Origin of the sequence: Bacillus sp. FSL R7-0685 (assembly GCF_038002425.1) — a bacterium.
Classification (GTDB): domain Bacteria; phylum Bacillota; class Bacilli; order Bacillales; family Bacillaceae; genus Bacillus; species Bacillus subtilis.
In genome coordinates, this window is record NZ_JBBOCN010000001.1 from 2,092,014 (window position 1) to 2,109,392 (window position 17,379).

At 40.5% G+C, this 17,379-nt stretch carries 21 protein-coding genes and 1 other RNA gene; 10 read left to right on the forward strand and 12 right to left on the reverse strand.

Annotation, left to right across the window (positions count from 1 at the left end; all coding sequences use genetic code 11):
* Window positions 1-4: 4 nt before the first annotated feature.
* The gene (gene czrA, locus MKY50_RS10640) at window positions 5-328 is read right to left on the reverse strand and encodes a Zn(II)-responsive metalloregulatory transcriptional repressor CzrA (protein WP_003231284.1); all 324 of its coding nucleotides are present in this window, start codon (window positions 326-328) and stop codon (window positions 5-7) included.
* A gap of 193 nt (window positions 329-521) precedes the next feature.
* On the opposite strand from czrA, the gene MKY50_RS10645 reads away from it, so the two are divergent.
* Window positions 522-1,199: a lysozyme family protein gene (locus MKY50_RS10645; RefSeq protein WP_003231283.1), complete on the forward strand. Its 678-nt coding sequence runs from the start codon at window positions 522-524 to the stop codon at window positions 1,197-1,199.
* Between the two features lie 89 nt (window positions 1,200-1,288).
* On the opposite strand, the gene MKY50_RS10650 is transcribed toward MKY50_RS10645, so the two are convergent.
* Both MKY50_RS10650 and MKY50_RS10655 read right to left on the reverse strand, forming a co-directional pair.
* Complete coding sequence (locus MKY50_RS10650; protein ID WP_003231280.1) at window positions 1,289-1,825, reverse strand: DUF420 domain-containing protein; 537 nt, start codon at window positions 1,823-1,825, stop codon at window positions 1,289-1,291.
* A gap of 136 nt (window positions 1,826-1,961) precedes the next feature.
* Window positions 1,962-2,744 (reverse strand): VLRF1 family aeRF1-type release factor, encoded by a 783-nt coding sequence (locus MKY50_RS10655; protein WP_004399450.1) that lies wholly within the window; start codon window positions 2,742-2,744, stop codon window positions 1,962-1,964.
* 170 nt (window positions 2,745-2,914) lie between these two features.
* Between MKY50_RS10655 and MKY50_RS10660 the strand changes: the two genes are divergently transcribed.
* The 5 genes from MKY50_RS10660 (at window position 2,915) to desR (ending at window position 7,523) form a co-directional block, all read left to right on the forward strand.
* On the forward strand, window positions 2,915-3,412 hold the full coding sequence (locus MKY50_RS10660) for a GNAT family N-acetyltransferase (RefSeq protein WP_004399390.1): 498 nt from the start codon (window positions 2,915-2,917) through the stop codon (window positions 3,410-3,412).
* Window positions 3,413-3,475: 63 nt separating this feature from the next.
* Window positions 3,476-4,453 carry a S66 family peptidase gene (locus MKY50_RS10665; protein ID WP_004399250.1) on the forward strand — a complete coding sequence of 326 codons (978 nt, stop codon included), beginning with the start codon at window positions 3,476-3,478 and terminating at the stop codon, window positions 4,451-4,453.
* A 161-nt stretch (window positions 4,454-4,614) separates the two neighbouring features.
* A complete protein-coding gene (desE, locus tag MKY50_RS10670; RefSeq protein ID WP_004399588.1) occupies window positions 4,615-5,673 on the forward strand; it encodes a fatty acid desaturase DesE in 1,059 nt (352 codons plus the stop codon).
* A gap of 119 nt (window positions 5,674-5,792) precedes the next feature.
* Window positions 5,793-6,905 carry a two-component sensor histidine kinase DesK gene (gene desK, locus MKY50_RS10675; protein WP_003231271.1) on the forward strand — a complete coding sequence of 371 codons (1,113 nt, stop codon included), beginning with the start codon at window positions 5,793-5,795 and terminating at the stop codon, window positions 6,903-6,905.
* Window positions 6,906-6,923: 18 nt separating this feature from the next.
* Window positions 6,924-7,523 carry a two-component system response regulator DesR gene (gene desR, locus MKY50_RS10680; protein ID WP_004399356.1) on the forward strand — a complete coding sequence of 200 codons (600 nt, stop codon included), beginning with the start codon at window positions 6,924-6,926 and terminating at the stop codon, window positions 7,521-7,523.
* A gap of 594 nt (window positions 7,524-8,117) precedes the next feature.
* On the opposite strand, the gene MKY50_RS10685 is transcribed toward desR, so the two are convergent.
* The 6 genes from MKY50_RS10685 to MKY50_RS10710 all read right to left on the reverse strand — a co-directional run bounded on the left by MKY50_RS10685 (window position 8,118) and on the right by MKY50_RS10710 (window position 13,243).
* Window positions 8,118-8,981, reverse strand: coding sequence for a LysM peptidoglycan-binding and 3D domain-containing protein (locus tag MKY50_RS10685; protein ID WP_003231267.1), 864 nt, complete (start codon window positions 8,979-8,981; stop codon window positions 8,118-8,120).
* 247 nt (window positions 8,982-9,228) lie between these two features.
* Window positions 9,229-11,004 (reverse strand): DNA helicase RecQ, encoded by a 1,776-nt coding sequence (gene recQ / locus MKY50_RS10690; protein WP_097080601.1) that lies wholly within the window; start codon window positions 11,002-11,004, stop codon window positions 9,229-9,231.
* Window positions 11,005-11,145: 141 nt separating this feature from the next.
* A non-coding RNA gene (gene ssrS / locus MKY50_RS10695) (6S RNA) lies at window positions 11,146-11,332 on the reverse strand.
* A gap of 236 nt (window positions 11,333-11,568) precedes the next feature.
* Window positions 11,569-12,195, reverse strand: a complete 627-nt coding sequence (azoJ, locus tag MKY50_RS10700) for an FMN-dependent NADH-azoreductase AzoJ (RefSeq protein ID WP_003231260.1) — start codon at window positions 12,193-12,195, stop codon at window positions 11,569-11,571.
* A gap of 149 nt (window positions 12,196-12,344) precedes the next feature.
* Window positions 12,345-12,836: a TraR/DksA family transcriptional regulator gene (locus tag MKY50_RS10705; RefSeq protein WP_003231259.1), complete on the reverse strand. Its 492-nt coding sequence runs from the start codon at window positions 12,834-12,836 to the stop codon at window positions 12,345-12,347.
* A gap of 74 nt (window positions 12,837-12,910) precedes the next feature.
* Complete coding sequence (locus MKY50_RS10710) at window positions 12,911-13,243, reverse strand: hypothetical protein (protein ID WP_123373202.1); 333 nt, start codon at window positions 13,241-13,243, stop codon at window positions 12,911-12,913.
* Window positions 13,244-13,320: 77 nt separating this feature from the next.
* Between MKY50_RS10710 and MKY50_RS10715 the strand changes: the two genes are divergently transcribed.
* On the forward strand, window positions 13,321-13,548 hold the full coding sequence (locus tag MKY50_RS10715) for a hypothetical protein (protein ID WP_077671345.1): 228 nt from the start codon (window positions 13,321-13,323) through the stop codon (window positions 13,546-13,548).
* Here MKY50_RS10715 and yocM read toward each other — a convergent pair.
* Window positions 13,535-14,011: a salt stress-responsive protein YocM gene (gene yocM, locus MKY50_RS10720; protein WP_014477071.1), complete on the reverse strand. Its 477-nt coding sequence runs from the start codon at window positions 14,009-14,011 to the stop codon at window positions 13,535-13,537. The genes MKY50_RS10715 and yocM overlap by 14 nt on opposite strands.
* Window positions 14,012-14,077: 66 nt before the next feature.
* Here yocM and MKY50_RS10725 point away from each other — a divergent pair, with 66 nt between their 5' ends.
* A complete protein-coding gene (locus MKY50_RS10725; protein ID WP_004399338.1) occupies window positions 14,078-14,341 on the forward strand; it encodes a hypothetical protein in 264 nt (87 codons plus the stop codon).
* Window positions 14,342-14,345: 4 nt separating this feature from the next.
* A complete protein-coding gene (locus MKY50_RS10730; RefSeq protein ID WP_003231251.1) occupies window positions 14,346-14,579 on the forward strand; it encodes a hypothetical protein in 234 nt (77 codons plus the stop codon).
* A gap of 86 nt (window positions 14,580-14,665) precedes the next feature.
* On the opposite strand, the gene MKY50_RS10735 is transcribed toward MKY50_RS10730, so the two are convergent.
* Window positions 14,666-15,010, reverse strand: a complete 345-nt coding sequence (locus tag MKY50_RS10735; protein WP_003220141.1) for a PH domain-containing protein — start codon at window positions 15,008-15,010, stop codon at window positions 14,666-14,668.
* Between the two features lie 356 nt (window positions 15,011-15,366).
* The gene (locus MKY50_RS10740) at window positions 15,367-15,570 is read right to left on the reverse strand and encodes a DUF6501 family protein (RefSeq protein ID WP_003231245.1); all 204 of its coding nucleotides are present in this window, start codon (window positions 15,568-15,570) and stop codon (window positions 15,367-15,369) included.
* Between the two features lie 229 nt (window positions 15,571-15,799).
* Between MKY50_RS10740 and dhaS the strand changes: the two genes are divergently transcribed.
* The gene (gene dhaS / locus MKY50_RS10745) at window positions 15,800-17,287 is read left to right on the forward strand and encodes an aldehyde dehydrogenase DhaS (protein WP_015714095.1); all 1,488 of its coding nucleotides are present in this window, start codon (window positions 15,800-15,802) and stop codon (window positions 17,285-17,287) included.
* Window positions 17,288-17,379: the final 92 nt, after the last annotated feature.

Consider the following 17,379-nt stretch of genomic DNA (forward strand, 5'->3'; position numbering starts at 1 on the left):
TTTTTCAATCATGCTGTGTATGATGGATCATTTGCTGAAGAACATCTAAAACATGTTCATCCTCCGGAGAGTAATAAATCGATGTTCCTTCTCTGCGCGATTTGACAAGCCGGAGATTTTTTAAAAATCTAAGCTGGTGGGACACAGTGGATTGCAGTAAATTCAGCTTTTCTGCAATTCCGTTTACTGCATGCTCACCTTGGGACAATAAATGGAGAATTCTGATTCGGGTAGGATCTGAAAGCGCTTTGAATGTTTGCGCGACTAGAAACAGCGTCTCCTCGTCCAGATCAGCAGCCGATTGTTCCGTTTCTCTAAATTCAGTCATATGTATCACCTTTCTTTATTCATAGTTTTATCTTATAACAAATGCGCTTGAGTGCAAACCAGCCTGCTTGTATTCCATTTCAATCTCATAGTTTAAATTTATGTTTCAAATCAGGTTTTTACTTGGTCTGATATACCCTCTTATGTCATAATAAAAAAGGTCATACTGCTCCAAACATTGAGGGTGAAACACAGTGAAGAAAAAGAGAAAAGGCTGTTTCGCTGCTGCGGGTTTTATGATGATTTTTGTCTTTGTCATCGCCTCTTTTTTATTGGTCCTGCTTTTTTTCAACCGGGATTTAATCAAAAAACTTCCGATCGATACGAAAACGATTGTTTTGGAACGTTTAACCGATTACAAACCCTTGGTGGAAGAAGAGCTTGAAAGCCAAGGACTCTCTAATTATACATCACTCATATTAGGCATGATGTATCAGGAGTCAAAAGGAAAAGGCAATGATCCCATGCAGTCCTCTGAATCTCTGGGGTTAAAACGCAATGAGATAACAGACCCTCAACTCAGTGTTAAACAAGGCATCAAGCAATTTACCCTCATGTACAAGACCGGTAAGGAAAAAGGCGTGGATTTGGATACCATTATTCAAAGCTACAACATGGGGGCAGGTTACATTGATTTTGTAGCTGAACATGGAGGAACGCATACTGAGGAATTGGCAAAACAATACTCCGAGCAGCAAGTCAAAAAAAATCCTGATCTGTATACTTGCGGGGGAAATGCGAAAAATTTCCGCTATCCGTATTGCTACGGTGATTATACGTATGCAGAAAAAGTAAAAGAAAAAACAAAAACTGTTGAAGAATCTTTGCAGGTTGCAACACTTGAAACCATGGAATCCAAGGCTCATGAATAAGAGTCTATCAATTTACTGACAAAAGCCCAAAAATGAATTTGGGCTTTTGCCATGTTTACACGTAAAAAAAGCCATACTGAGTATGGCTTTTAATAATACGGTGAAATCATCAAATATACAATAACGCCTGTAAGGCTTACATACAGCCATAGAGGCATTGTCCATCTCGCAATTTTTTTATGGCGCTCCACCTGCATGCTGAAGCCTCTGATCAGCGTAAACAGCGCAAGCGGCACAATAATTGCAGAAAGGCAGATATGTGTAATTAAAATAAAGAAATAAATCGGGCGCATAATACCTTCTCCGCCATAGAGCGTGTTTTCCGCAATCGAGTGGTACGTCACATAGCAAATCAAAAATAGTAATGTTGTTGTGAACGCAGCCAAAATAAAGCGTTTGTGAGCTTTGATATTTTTCTGTTTAATCATAATCAGCGCGGCCAATAAGAAGATAAACGTAAAGCTATTGAATATCGCATTCAGCATTGGCAAAATGTGAATATTCGCATGGCTGAACTGATCTAATTTAGGCATAAAAAACAGCACTGCGATTAAACCGTTAATCAGAACTGTCAGCGTAAGGACAATCCCCGTGTAATTTTTCGGTTTATTTTCTGTTTGGTTCATTTGGTGACCTCTCCTAATTTGTACTGGCTATCCAAATCGTATGCAAATTCAAAGAAGATGTCAACGGTTTCGATTGCTTCGTCAGAAATTAGACACACTTCAAAGGCCGGAGGCTATTAGCCCCGGCCTGTTAGGTTTACGCCTCTTTTATCAAATGTTCAATGACCTTATGTTCATTTTCATTCAGCAGGTTCTTTTGAATTTTCGAATGAATGGGTTTATTCATATGCTGATCCAAGATATCGGCCGTTTCTTTATCCCCGGCAATAACCATTCGTTCCCATCTTTTCGCGGCAGCTTTTTGATCAAGGCTGGCAGCCAGCCGCTTATACAGTCTCGATTGGTTCTCTGTTACATGTTCCCTCATCCGGTTCTCTTCAAATGGTGGCGCTTTGTCTACAGCGGAATGGCTATTCTTCCAAGACTCATTGATCATATCATACTCATAACGCTCCACCGCCTCAATTTTTCCTAAAACAGTTTCAATAATTTTCACTTCATGCTGCTGAGTTAAAATAAACGCCGTACTTGGGTATGTCTGGCGCAAACCCTTTAGCTGATCCAGGACAGCTGTTTCTTCCCAGTAAAATCTTGTATCTACAGGGACTTGAAGCTTAATAGGTTCCCATATGCCGCTGTCGGAAACAAAAAACACGAGACTGCGGGGCATGTCTTTTCCCATTGCATTCAAGTATTGATTCATTTTAGCCCTGATTCCATCCAGACACTTTTCCTCCTCTGGATCACTAGCTGCCAAATACTCTTTTAATCGGCTGAATCCTGACTTTAGGGCAATCTTCCATTCTCCCCCCTGCTGCTCTGGATCTCTCATGTCTGTATTGAGATACAGAGAGAGAATTTTATCCGGCGGTTCCAATTGGACATACTGTAATTTGTTAATCAATGAATCAATCGCCATTCCGATTCCTCCTTTTTCACAGGTTAGTTTTCTTTTTCCTCTCTTAAAAACGATCAAACCTGACTTTCCGCTAATTTCTAGTAATAATGGAATTGTTGTTTACAATACGCCTCTCTTCTAATACAATTGGTAACTGTGTTTCTAAGCTGTTTTTTGAAAGGAGTTTGATCTTGTTTACTGTTAAAGAAAAAAATCGTCAAGAGCTTGAGGAAGAACTAAATGATTTAGAATTTCAAATTTATCGCATGCAGGAGAATATGAAGGATTTATCTAAAGATGCCAAAGTGCTTGGTATTGATCAATCGAAACATGATGAGTGGATGATTGTTTCCTCGATTGATGATGGCCAAACATGCAAAATTATGCTAACTGATTGTAAAACGGCATACCGAGGAAAAGGCTGTTTTTCACTTGTAGCGTCTTACAAGGACGATGCCATTCATATAGGGGATATAAAAGGCCCTCCGAATCACGGGTTTGGCTCCATTTGCATGAAATATTTAAAAGATATTGCAAGAGACCATAATATACCGAAAGTCACCGGAGACATCGCCAAACGGGATTGGAATCATGTAGACCGGCTGATTCACTTTTATGAAAAACATCACTTCAAAGTATGTATCGATCATGATACCCAATCCGGCAGCATTAAGTGGGTTGATTTGTAAAAAAGTCTGGAAGAAAGAGCCAAGATATGCTGTAATGGTATAAAACCATTGATGGAGGGTTCTATGTACGCCTCAAAACTGAAAAAGGGAGACGAAATCCGGATCGTGTCTCCCGCGACCAGCATGTCTATATTATCAAATGAAGCAAAAATCCAAGCAAAAACGGCGTTAGAACGCTTAGGTTATCGGGTAACCATCGCTGAACACGCAAATGAATGTAACGAATTTGATTCATCCTCTATCGAGTCAAGAGTCCATGATCTGCACGCTGCCTTTTTTGATCCAGGCGTCAAAGCGATTTTAACGACACTCGGAGGGTTTAATTCAAATCAGCTGCTGCGTTATCTTGATTACGAGAAAATCAAACGACATCCAAAAATTCTGTGCGGTTATTCCGATATAACCGCTCTTTGCAACGCTATTTATCAAAAAACGGGTCTTGTTACGTATTCAGGTCCCCACTTCTCAACATTTGCAATGAAAAAAGGACTCGATTATACAGAGGAGTATTTTCTTTCTTGCTGCGCTTCAGACGATCCGTTTGAAATTCACCCCTCAAGTGAGTGGAGCGATGATCGCTGGTTTTTGGATCAAGAAAACAGGCGTTTTTATCCTAATAACGGCCCTGTTGTAATCCAAGAAGGTTATGCGGAAGGTACTTTAATTGGCGGAAACTTATGCACGCTTAATTTGCTGCAGGGAACGGAGTATTTTCCCGAAACAGAACATACTATTTTATTGATTGAAGATGATTATATGTCAGACATCCATATGTTTGACCGCGATCTGCAATCACTCATCCACCTCCCCGCTTTTTCACATGTAAAGGCGATTTTGATCGGCAGATTTCAGAAAGCATCAAACGTATCAATAGATCTTGTAAAAGCCATGATCGAAACAAAAAAAGAATTATCCGGCATCCCGATCATCGCAAATATAAATGCCGGACATACCTCGCCAATTGCCACGTTCCCTATAGGAGGAACATGCAGGATTGAAGCTATTTCGGGTACATCACGAATATGGATTGATAAACATTAATCAGCTTGTAAATTTTTTTACAAGCTTTTTTAGCGCAATCGGCTATGCATGCCGCACGAGACATGACAAATGTCATATAGGAGGCATGATGTGTGCTACTACAAAAGACTTCTCTCATTAGCGTATACTGAACCGAGACACACAATGAGAGGATACTTACTATGACTGAACAAACCATTGCACATAAACAAAAACAGCTGACAAAGCAAGTCGCTGCATTTGCTCAGCCTGAAACAAAAAACAGCCTGATTCAGCTTTTAAACACGTTTATCCCATTCTTCGGCCTATGGTTTCTTGCTTATCTCAGCCTCGATGTCTCCTATCTTCTTACGTTAGCATTAACGGTGATTGCCGCAGGTTTTCTGACAAGAATTTTTATCATCTTCCATGACTGCTGCCATCAATCTTTTTTCAAACAAAAACGCTATAACCACATTCTCGGTTTTCTGACAGGTGTCCTGACTTTATTCCCGTATCTTCAATGGCAGCACAGCCATTCGATTCATCATGCAACTAGCAGCAATCTGGATAAACGCGGAACAGGAGACATCTGGATGTTAACAGTAAACGAATATAAAGCTGCATCCAGACGAACAAAGCTTGCATACAGACTTTATAGAAACCCGTTTATCATGTTTATTCTCGGACCGATTTATGTTTTTCTGATCACGAACCGTTTTAACAAAAAAGGCGCAAGACGCAAGGAACGTGTAAACACATACCTTACGAATCTGGCAATTGTCGCGTTGGCTGCCGCTTGCTGTCTGATCTTTGGCTGGCAATCGTTTTTACTGGTGCAAGGCCCGATATTTCTGATTTCAGGTTCAATCGGTGTTTGGCTGTTTTATGTGCAGCATACCTTTGAAGATTCTTATTTTGAAGCGGATGAAAACTGGAGCTACGTTCAGGCTGCTGTTGAAGGCAGCTCATTTTATAAACTCCCGAAACTGCTTCAATGGCTAACAGGCAATATTGGTTACCACCACGTTCATCATTTGAGTCCAAAGGTGCCTAACTATAAGCTTGAAGTTGCTCATGAACATCACGAACCATTAAAAAACGTACCGACAATCACCTTAAAAACAAGCCTGCAATCACTTGCGTTCCGTCTATGGGATGAAGATAACAAACAGTTTGTGTCATTTCGGGCTATAAAACATATACCTGTAAGCCTTCCGCCTGATTCACCAGAAAAACAGAAGCTGCGGAAGAATGCCTGATGATAAAGGAGGTCTTCTAATATACTAGAAGGCTTCCTTTTTATTGTTGGAGGGTGCATTCTGGCTTTCACAATGATAAAGTTACAAGTAAGATGAAAAGCTGAAAATGAGGTAAGATCATGATTAAAAATCATTTTACATTTCAAAAACTAAACGGGATTACGCCCTATATATGGACGATATTTTTCATCCTCCCCTTCTACTTTATATGGAAATCATCATCTACATTTGTTATTATTGTCGGCATCATTTTGACGCTTTTATTTTTTTCGGTATATCGATTTGCTTTTGTCTCAAAAGGCTGGACCATTTATTTGTGGGGATTTTTATTAATTGGCATTTCAACCGCCTCCATTACTCTGTTCAGTTATATTTATTTTGCTTTCTTTATTGCTTATTTTATTGGAAACATTAAGGAACGCGTCCCTTTTCATATTTTATATTATGTCCATTTAATAAGCGCGGCCGTCGCAGCCAATTTCAGTCTCGTATTAAAAAAGGAATTCTTTCTGACACAAATTCCTTTTGTCGTTATTACCCTCATCAGCGCAATTTTATTGCCCTTCAGTATAAAAAGCCGCAAGGAGCGCGAACGACTTGAAGAAAAGCTCGAGGATGCAAATGAACGGATTGCAGAACTGGTAAAATTAGAAGAACGTCAGCGAATTGCCCGCGATCTCCATGATACGCTTGGGCAAAAGCTTTCTCTTATTGGTTTAAAAAGCGACTTAGCAAGAAAATTGATATACAAAGATCCCGAACAAGCAGCTCGTGAACTGAAAAGTGTTCAGCAAACAGCGCGAACTTCTTTAAATGAAGTAAGAAAAATCGTTTCCTCTATGAAGGGCATCCGGCTCAAGGATGAATTGATCAACATCAAACAAATTCTCGAAGCAGCTGACATTATGTTTATCTATGAAGAAGAGAAATGGCCCGAAAATATCTCATTGCTGAATGAAAACATTTTGAGCATGTGCTTAAAGGAAGCTGTCACAAATGTCGTCAAACACAGCCAGGCTAAAACTTGCCGAGTTGACATTCAGCAGCTCTGGAAGGAAGTTGTGATTACAGTGTCTGACGATGGAACATTCAAAGGAGAAGAAAATTCCTTTTCAAAAGGACATGGCTTACTCGGGATGAGAGAACGGCTTGAGTTTGCAAACGGAAGCCTTCACATCGATACCGAAAACGGGACCAAGCTTACCATGGCAATTCCTAATAATTCAAAATAAACATAAAGGATGGCTTATATGATTAGTATATTTATTGCAGAAGATCAGCAAATGCTGCTGGGCGCTTTAGGATCACTTCTAAACCTCGAAGACGATATGGAAGTCGTAGGCAAAGGTACAACCGGCCAAGATGCTGTTGATTTTGTCAAAAAACGCCAGCCTGATGTATGTATTATGGACATTGAAATGCCCGGAAAAACAGGGCTTGAAGCTGCTGAGGAGCTAAAAGATACAGGCTGCAAAATTATCATCTTAACCACCTTCGCCAGACCCGGTTACTTTCAGAGAGCTATTAAAGCTGGCGTTAAAGGCTATTTGTTAAAAGACAGTCCGAGTGAAGAGCTGGCCAACGCCATCCGTAGCGTCATGAACGGAAAACGCATCTATGCACCTGAACTGATGGAGGACTTATACAGCGAAGCTAACCCTCTTACAGATAGAGAAAAAGAAGTGCTCGAACTTGTGGCTGACGGTAAAAACACAAAAGAAATCGCTCAGGAACTCAGCATCAAAAGCGGGACGGTGCGGAATTATATCTCAATGATTCTAGAAAAGCTTGAAGTGAAAAATCGAATTGAAGCCATTACCCGGTCAAAAGAAAAAGGCTGGTTTAAATAAAAAAGGATCTTGGCATCTGCCAGGATCCTTTTTGTTAACCTGAAATTCCCGTTTGAGAACCTCGTCGCAACCAGAATTAAATTGATCCATATCCTCGCTCCTACGCCCGCTGAACGATTGTTTGGTTAACAGCCCAATAAAAGACTGGATTGAATGATATCCCTGTTAAAATGGTCGGCCATTGCACATCAGCAGAATTTCTGATATTGATTATATTGTATTTTCAGTATGACAAAGTTGTGCCACTTCGCTCCCGAAGCTGCCATGCCCAACTGCAAGAGCCTAATATCACAATAAAAAACCGTCTGAAATCAATCCGATTCCGTAAATGGTATCTGCTACATCCAACTGCTTATTATCTGCCAAAAACACCAGCTCGTTTCGCTGATCAAAGATAGTAACAACCAGCTATAAATGTCATGATGCCGAATGTCTCTGTAATGTGGAATCAATCTTTTAACCCGAGAGCCCCTGAATCGCACATAAAGAAAAACGGGACCACTTTCTTTTATCAGCATATGATATAAACAGCTCTAAGCAGAACAAAAAAAGACACAAGCCAAAAGCTTATGTCTTTTATCACAATCTATATTATTAGTTTAAGACTTTAACACTTACAGTTTTGACGCCCCAATTAGAAGCATCACTTTTACTTGGTACAAATACGTCGATTTTATTTCCTTTAATAGCGCCGCCAGTGTCTGCTGCTGTTGCTTCCCCGTAGCCTTCAACATAGACTTTAGAACCTAGCGGAATTACATTAGGATCAACCGCAATAACTTTCGCATTCGGGTTCTTATTTAAGTCAATGCCTGTAGCTGTAACGCCGGAAATGCCGCCGTCGTTAGCGGTGTAAGCAGTAGCAGTAACTGTTAGTTCTTTTGAAGCTTCTTGATTATTTGTATTTGATTGAACAGCCTTCTCCTCTGTGTTAACAGAAGTTTCTGCCTCAGCCTTTGTTTCTTGTTTAGGTTGCTGTTGTACAGCTTCTTGTTTAGGTTGCTCTTTTTGCACAGCCTCTTGTTTTGGCGCAGCTTGAGGTGCGTTTGTTTGCGCATTCTCAGTAGCTGTGTTAGCTGCTGTTGCCTGACCTTTTACTGAAAGAGTTGATCCAGCATAGATCATGTCAGAGCTTAAGTTATTCCAAACTTTCAGGTTGTTGACTGTCGTGCCGAATTTTTGAGCAATCTTAGAAAGCGTATCTCCCGCTTTAATTGTATATTGCCCAGTCGTGGTTGTTTCTTCTGAAGAAATGGTCAGTTTTTCTCCTGCAATGATTTTATCAGAAGTTAACTTGTTCCATTCTTTTAAGTCCTTTAGGTTCACTCCATTTTTCTGAGAGATTCCCCAGAGCGTATCACCCTTTTGCACCGTAATTTCTTTTGCAGAAGCGTGAGCTCCGAATGCAGTTGTTGAAAGTGCAGCAACTGCCACAAAGGACATAATCGTCTTCTTCATAAGTAAATCCTCCCTTGTTAGCTTTTTATTGGCGGCTAACAGGTGATATCGTAACACACGTAAATGTCAAATCAATAACAAAAAGATATGATTTAGATTACAGTTCCTTTACATGAAGGATTTCTCTCTGATGGAAAGACTTACTGAACCCTTGATATAATAGGCTTCGCAGGTCTTTTTATTTTGAGGCGAAACAGAGAAAATAAAATGTGTTTTTTATAGAAAAAAAGATTGATTTTCTGTTTTATTAGTCTGTCATCCTTGCATAAGCTTGTATTTCTTGTAAAAAAAGCCGGCCGTATTTTGCTCTTTTTTGTTCTCCGACTCCTTTTATAGACAAAAGTTCATCATCATTTACGGGCTGTTTTCCTGACATTTCTTTTAACGTTTGGTCAGAGAAAACAACAAATGGCGGAACGCCCTGCTCAGCCGCAATTTCTTTCCGAACCATGCGCAATCGTTCAAATAGCTCGTCATTTTCAGTAATCGCTGCCGCTTTTAACGCTTCTTTTCTCGCTACTGATAATTCTCCTTTCAGCACATTTCTTCCTTTACTGCTGACAAAAAGAGTCGGAAACGTTCCGTCTGACATCCTGATGAAGTCGTCAGAAATAAGAAATTCGATAAAATCACTGATTTCGCCAACGGATTGGTGTTTTAATATCCCGTATGTTGAAAGGTCTGAAAAGCCATTTTCAAGAACTTTTTTATTTTTGGAGCCGGCAAGCACCTGGGCAACCATTGTCTTGCCAAACCGTTCTTTCATGCGAATGATACAGGATAAGACCATTTGCGCCTCCCGCGTCACGTCATGGGCCGCTCTTGTATCGGTACAGTTTCCGCACTGTCCGCACGCATCAGGCTCCTTTTCTCCGAAATACATAAGGATAAAACGCTGCAGACAATCTTCCGTATGACAGTAGTCGACCATTTGTCTCAGTTTTTTTAAATCCTGCTTTTGTTTCTCTTCATGTTCTGATTGCTCAATTAAGAAGCGCTGCACCATAATATCCTGCGGTGAAAACAGGAGAACACATTCACTGGCAAGACCGTCCCGTCCAGCTCGTCCTGCCTCTTGATAATAGCTTTCCATATCTTTCGGAATTTGTGCATGCAGAACAAATCTGATATTTGATTTATCAATACCCATTCCAAAAGCAGAGGTTGCCACCATCACTTGAAGCTCATCATTAAGAAACCTTTCCTGCTGCTCTTTTCTCTCATCATCAGCCATACCTCCATGATACCGGCCTGCCCTGACCTGATTTCGTTTCAATCTCTCATATATCCGATCAGCTTCTTTTCTGGTCGCTGTATAGACAATTCCTGCTTCATGCCTGTTGTTTTGCACATATTCGTCTATAAACCGATCTTTATTTTCTCCTTTTACTACTTTAAAGGTTAAATTCTCTCGGGAAAATCCGGTATATACCGTGTTTTCTTTTTGAATATGCAGCTGTTTGCAAATATCATCATGAACCTCGGGTGTGGCTGTTGCTGTTAACGCCATGATGACAGGCTTGTCGTGTAATTCACGGAACAAGATTTCAATATTCCTGTAGCTTGGCCTGAAATCATGGCCCCATTGAGAAATACAATGCGCCTCGTCTATTGCGACCAAAGGAACATCTATGCCCTGCAAAATCCGGATAAACTCTGTGGACGTTAGTCGCTCTGGTGTAATGTAAAAAAGCTTATAAGCCCCTTCTTTGAGTCCGTTCAGCCTCTCATATATTTCCTGATTGGATTGTGTGCTGTTAATGTAGGCGGCGTTAATCCCCGCTTCTTCTAACGCATCAACTTGATCCTTCATCAAGGAAATCAACGGTGATATGACGATCGTCGTCCCTTCAAACATTAATGCCGGAATTTGATAGCAAATCGATTTGCCGCCTCCCGTCGGCATAATGCAGGCCGTATTTTGCCTCGCTTCCGTCACCAAGCGGATCGCTTCATCTTGGCCGCTCCGAAACTTCTCATAACCAAAATAATGAGCCAGAAGGGATTGGGCTCTATGTAACATAACGTGTAAACCTCGCTTTTCCTTGAATTTCTCCCATCATATCATAAAAAAGCGGCCTTCATTTCTTTCACACAAAAATGGAATATTCACTATACCAAACCTTTTTAGATAAAATAAAAAGCCATTTCCGAAAAGGAAATGGCTTTCGCTACGTCTTGCCGTATGCAAGTAAGAAAGTTTTAAACCACCACTCCTCAAAGTGGGTGTTTGCAGAAACGTTCCTGTCGTCCTCTGCAATGGAGGCATGACATTCCGGCTTCGATATAAAACTCCCTATTACAGCTTAAAGGTTAAAACTTAATTAACAATACGCACAAAGTAGCTTCTTTAATATAGTACACCATCAGGCGCTTTTAATCAAGAGGTCAGAACAATTGTTTAGAAAAACTTTTTCCAGTGAATAAAACTGTTTTTTCTCCAAAATACCTGACAATTCGACAAACAAAAAATATATTACAATAAAAAAAACAGCCTTTTTCGCTAAAAGCGAATGATTATTTTCTTCTATATTAATGTGTATATACAAAAAGACTCCTATTTGTAACGATAGGAGTCTTGGCTTTATTAGAATTTTGCAGCAAGATCTTTTGCTTCTTGTAAACCTTTTTCAACGATTTCTTGCGCTTGATCAGGTGCTGCGTTATGTCCTTCGATGACAACTGTGTGCAAGTCTTGAACACCCCAGAAACCAAGAACTGTTTTCATGAAGTTTAATGACATTTCAAGTGCAGCCATTGGTCCTTCTGAGTAGACACCGCCGCGAGCGTTAAGAAGCGCAACTTTTTTGCCGCCCATTAAACCGACTGGTCCTTCTTGTGTGTATTTGAATGTAACGCCTGCGCGAGACAGATAATCAACATAAGTATGAAGCACTGCTGGCACTGTGAAGTTCCAAAGCGGGAATGCGAAAACAACTTTGTCAGCTTTTACAAACTGGTTCAGATATTTGTCAGCAATTGCTGCTTGTTTTTTCTCATCTTCTGTCATTTCCATTCCTTGACCTGCTTTAAATGTTCCGTTAATCATATCTCTGCCAAGGTAAGGAAGGTTTTCCTTATGAAGATCTAATTCAACCACTTCATCATTAGGGTTGTTTTCTTTATAAGCAGCTAAGAAAGCTTCGTAAAGTTTAGTTGAAACGCCTTCTTCAGCTGTACGGTCGCTTGATTTTACAAATAAAACTGTAGACATTTGTATTCCTCCCGGTAAACTTTTTATATTTACTTACAAATAGTATGTTACTTTCTTTTTTATGCAAAGTCAATCACTTTATTTTGAATATGAGATTTTTTTTCAAAAAAAGCAAGTACATCTAATATCGGTGTACTTGCTTACCATTTTTACTTCGAATCTTGTTCACGATCCAAGATTTCATACGTCTGCGAGCTTTTTTGATCAATTGTTTCTTTGTTGGATAAGTCTTTTACCTGTTCATGAAACTCTCTTTCATAAGAAGGAGCATCTGTCTCCAGATCATCCTCCACATCAGCTTGGGCCTCAACTGTCATTCTTGCATAAGGAACAGCTTCAAGTCTTTCGTAAGGAATCTCTTGGCCGGTTTTTTCACACACGCCATAAGTTCCATCTTTCATCTTTTGTAATGCACGGTTGACCTCCTCTAACAGCTCCCGGTCAATCTCTTTCACCGTTTGGTCTGTCATCCGGTCTGTGACGAGCGTCCCGTGGTCTGCCATATGGTTGTCAACCCCATTGGAAAGCTCCCCCACTTCTTCCGTCATTGATTCTGTTTCCTTTTTCTCGCCAGACAATTCTTTTTGCATATCGAGCAATTTATGATAGAGATGCTGTGTTTGTTCTTTTGTCAGTGCCATGTATATCCTCTCCTTTCTATCCTGTTTCCCGTTTTGCCTTCTGTCAAACATGGGAACATCGATGGAAAGATGAGCTACTGCCTTTTTGAACGGATCGTGACCGCTGGCGTCGATGGTGCTTCGGGTTTTCGTTGGCACTTTTTGTTCTTCTCTTCTGGCGGTATATAATAGGTTGCGCCTATATTTAATCTGCCGCTCAGTTCATCAATGGTCAGCTCGCCGAATTCAAGATGATAGTCAATTTTTTCGACATTCAGCGTTTCAATATGTATATAGGTTTCTTCAGACTCCTGTTTGCTGCTTTGTTTTTGTTTCTCAATCACTGAGAGTCTTTCTTCACATTCACGCAGTTTGTCAAGTTCTGGTTTCAAGCAATGCCTGATCAGCGACCGGAACATTTTTTTCATGACATCACGACCCTTTGCATACTCCTCTTTCGTCTACATATATAATGAGGTATATCCCATAGAAAGGAGAGGTTTTCATGCTTCCGACTAACATCAATATTTCTCATCTCAAGACTAACTCGATAGGCACCGGCTCATCCCTTACCTTTGGTTCTGCGGAGTTAAGGAACAGGCGCTCTGCTATCAAAAGAAATAACGGTTTTGGGGAACAAAATGCAGATGTTATTGTCATGGTCATTCCGATTGAATCAATTGATGACCGTGATGGGGCAGATGCACTCGGTATGAAAATCAATCATCAATAACAATGGTTTTCGCTTGACCTTCGTCTTTTTGAATAGTGATGTATAGGATTCCGTCTTTAAAAATGGCATTCATCTTTCCATGAAGATGATCGGAAAGCGGAATTTTCTTTTCAAAACTTCCGTATCTCCCTTCTTTTTGGCGAAAGTCCTGTTCATTAAAATAGGAAAAGCGCTGCCCCTTCACCACTAAATAATCTCCGTACGATAATATGTGAACGTCTTGTTTACGGTAGCCTGGAAGATAAATTAAAAATTGTACTTCCGTAACGGTATCTACAATATCCATGCTCGGAAATGAAGCATCTCCTTTCCCTCGCTGATCTTGCTGCGCAAACGGAAACGGAGATTGGCCATTTGTCATAAAAGGGGTTTTTTGGTCTTCATCAAATACCTGTTTCCAAAAGTCACCGCCGTACATCTGCTGTGCGAATTCCATCCACTGCTTCATCTTTTCGAAATCCATTTGAAGCCCCCTGTCTTAACATACTTTATAACCGCCAGCATACAACTATAGAAAGGAGGTTTGCCTGTGGTTCAACCAACTCCGTATATCAATATTAATATTTTCATGCTGAAAATTAATTCCTTTGAAAATGCTTCAGCGGTTAACGTAGGACAAAATTTATTGGCAGAATGGCAAAATTCAGATAAAAAAAATCAAGGCTACGGACAGAATTTTGGAGATGCGAGCGGATTTATGGGCACGAGAAGCCATGTGGATGACAGAGACCAAATTGATTCTCCGGCCTCTTTTGAAAGCGAAGCGGTTAACTCCTCAATCAAAAGGAAGTGATGAGATGTTCTTTTCTCCCTCCGTCGTGAATGTCGGCGGATTTAAAATCAATACGATGGACCGTGGTTCCTCTTTAACACTCGGTCCGTATCAGCAGGTCGATTACTTTTTATCAGCTAAAATAAATCAAGGGTTTGGAGAAGAAAATGGCGACTTTACTCCTCTTGTCGTACCGATTTCAAATGTATTAGATGCAGATCTTGTTGATTCGAACTCAGCGAAAAACAGTGTGGTGTAATAAGAACAGGGCATGTGCGCCCTGTTCTTTTTTTTATATATAAAAAAAAGCCTAACCATTTTTTGAACGGCTGGCTCATCAAATATTCAGCTGCACAAATGCTTTGTCAGCACCGCCTGAACCTCGCTTAAATCGGTGTCTTTCGCAAATTCTAATTCGAACGTTTTGCTTCTTGTCATCAATAAAAGCCCAGTGTCCGGATCAAACATTCCCGCTTCTTGGATGGCAAAGCTTTCAATTGTTTTATATGGAAGAAATACACGAACCTTCTTTTTGGAAAACATTTTATTGTCAAAGAAAATGATCCGCTTATTTGTAAAGCAAATTTGGTCCACTCGGAGCTTATAAATCGATTCTATTCTTTCCCCTTCAACGAGCAAAGCCTCAAGCTTCTTTGCGTCCGTTGATCTGCTAACAGAAAAAATACCCAATGAAGAACCCCTCTTTCTGCATTTATCTATTTGTTTTATCATTCACTACATAAAAATAAGTCCTTTATCCCTATATAAGAATACGACATAGAAGACATTTAAACCATTACGAACAGATTACATTTTTCAAATTTTTGATTTGTTTTTTGGCTTTTAAGCTGTTGTCAGCAAGTAATACGCACATATAGAGAAAAAAGTTTCAATATTCAGCAATGTTTTTATAAAAAAGCGGTTTTTAATGATTTTTTTAATTTTGTTTTATATTTCCTGTTTTAACCACAAAAAAACCGCAGCTGAGCTGCGGTTTTATGTATCGACTGCTTTTAACAAAATCTGTTTGATGCTTCAAGGAAGCATTACATCTCTTCGAAGTATTCTTTATAATAGCCGCCGACTTTATTCGTATTGTCGACCACAAAGAGAAACTCCTCTGTTTCATTTTTTACTTCATATTCTTTTCCCGGTGTTAAAACGCGGTTTACGATATATTTTTTTGCGTTTGTCTGCACACACTTTACTTTTTTAATTGTTTCTTTTTCAAGCCAATTTTTATGAATCATGATGAAATCTCCTTTTCTTATCTATAAGCTTATTGTAGCTTTTTTCTTTTGTAAATTGCAATATCGGTTATTCATTGATTTTGCCTTGATTTCTATTATAGAATGTTTGTATACGCTTACGTTTGAAGCAACTATCACAGCTTATTTCTGCTATTCAATCCAGGAATCAATGTGCTATCACCAAGAATCTCAGAACAGACCATAAAAAATGACTGGAGGTTTGTTACGGATGAGTTCTTTAACGATGCAAGTGACGAAAAGGCTGGAGACATTTTTGCAGGGAACAAAGAAGCTTTATATTGACGGAAAGTTTGTTCCGAGTGCCTCAGGGGCAACCTTTGACACTCCAAACCCGGCGACCGGCGAAACCTTGATGACGCTGTATGAAGCCCAGGCTGCGGATGTGGACAAAGCGGTTAAAGCTGCCCGGAAAGCCTTTGACCAAGGTGAATGGAGAACAATGTCTCCAGCTTCGAGAAGCAGACTGATGTATAAGCTGGCGGACTTAATGGAAGAGCATAAAACTGAGCTTGCTCAGCTTGAAACACTTGATAATGGGAAACCGATCAATGAAACGACTAATGGAGATATTCCGCTGGCTATTGAGCATATGCGCTATTACGCCGGCTGGTGTACAAAAATAACAGGACAGACGATTCCGGTTTCCGGCGCTTACTTTAATTATACGCGTCATGAGCCTGTCGGTGTCGTCGGCCAGATCATTCCATGGAATTTCCCGCTCCTGATGGCGATGTGGAAAATGGGCGCGGCACTTGCAACAGGCTGTACAATCGTCCTCAAACCGGCTGAACAAACACCGCTTTCAGCTCTTTATTTGGCAGAATTAATTGACCAAGCCGGTTTCCCTGCCGGTGTAATCAACATCATCCCAGGATTCGGTGAAGATGCGGGAGAAGCGCTGACGAACCACGAAGCGGTTGATAAAATTGCCTTTACCGGTTCCACTGAAATCGGAAAGAAAATCATGTCCACCGCAGCGAAAAGCATTAAGCGTGTTACATTGGAGCTGGGCGGAAAATCGCCTAATATTCTTCTGCCGGATGCGAATTTGAAAAAAGCCATCCCGGGCGCTTTAAACGGTGTGATGTTTAACCAGGGCCAAGTCTGCTGTGCGGGCTCACGTGTCTTCATTCATAAAGACCAATATGATGAAGTTGTTGATGAAATGGCGTCCTATGCTGAGTCACTCCGCCAAGGAGCGGGACTTCATAAAGATACTCAAATCGGGCCTCTCGTAAGCAAGGAACAGCATGAGCGCGTTCTTTCCTATATTCAAAAAGGAAAAGATGAAGGAGCAAAAGCAGTGACCGGCGGAAGCTGTCCTTTTGAAGCAGGATATTTTGTCGCACCGACTGTGTTTGCGAATGTTGAAGACGAAATGACCATCGCAAAAGAAGAAATTTTCGGACCCGTGCTGACTGCAATTCCGTACGAAACTGTCGATGAAGTTATTGAACGGGCAAACCATTCAGAATATGGGCTTGCGGCCGGACTATGGACAGAGAACGTCAAGCAGGCTCATTATATCGCGGACCGACTTCAAGCCGGAACCGTTTGGGTGAACTGCTATAATGTGTTTGACGCGGCGTCTCCATTTGGCGGTTATAAACAGTCAGGACTCGGACGAGAAATGGGATCATATGCCTTGGATAATTACACAGAAGTCAAAAGTGTATGGATAAACCTTGAAGACTAACATGTATGTTTAAAAAACTGCTGCCTGCCAGCAGTTTTTTTCTTTCTGTAATGGCAGTAAAAGACGCTGAATATATATGCTTCTGAAGGAGT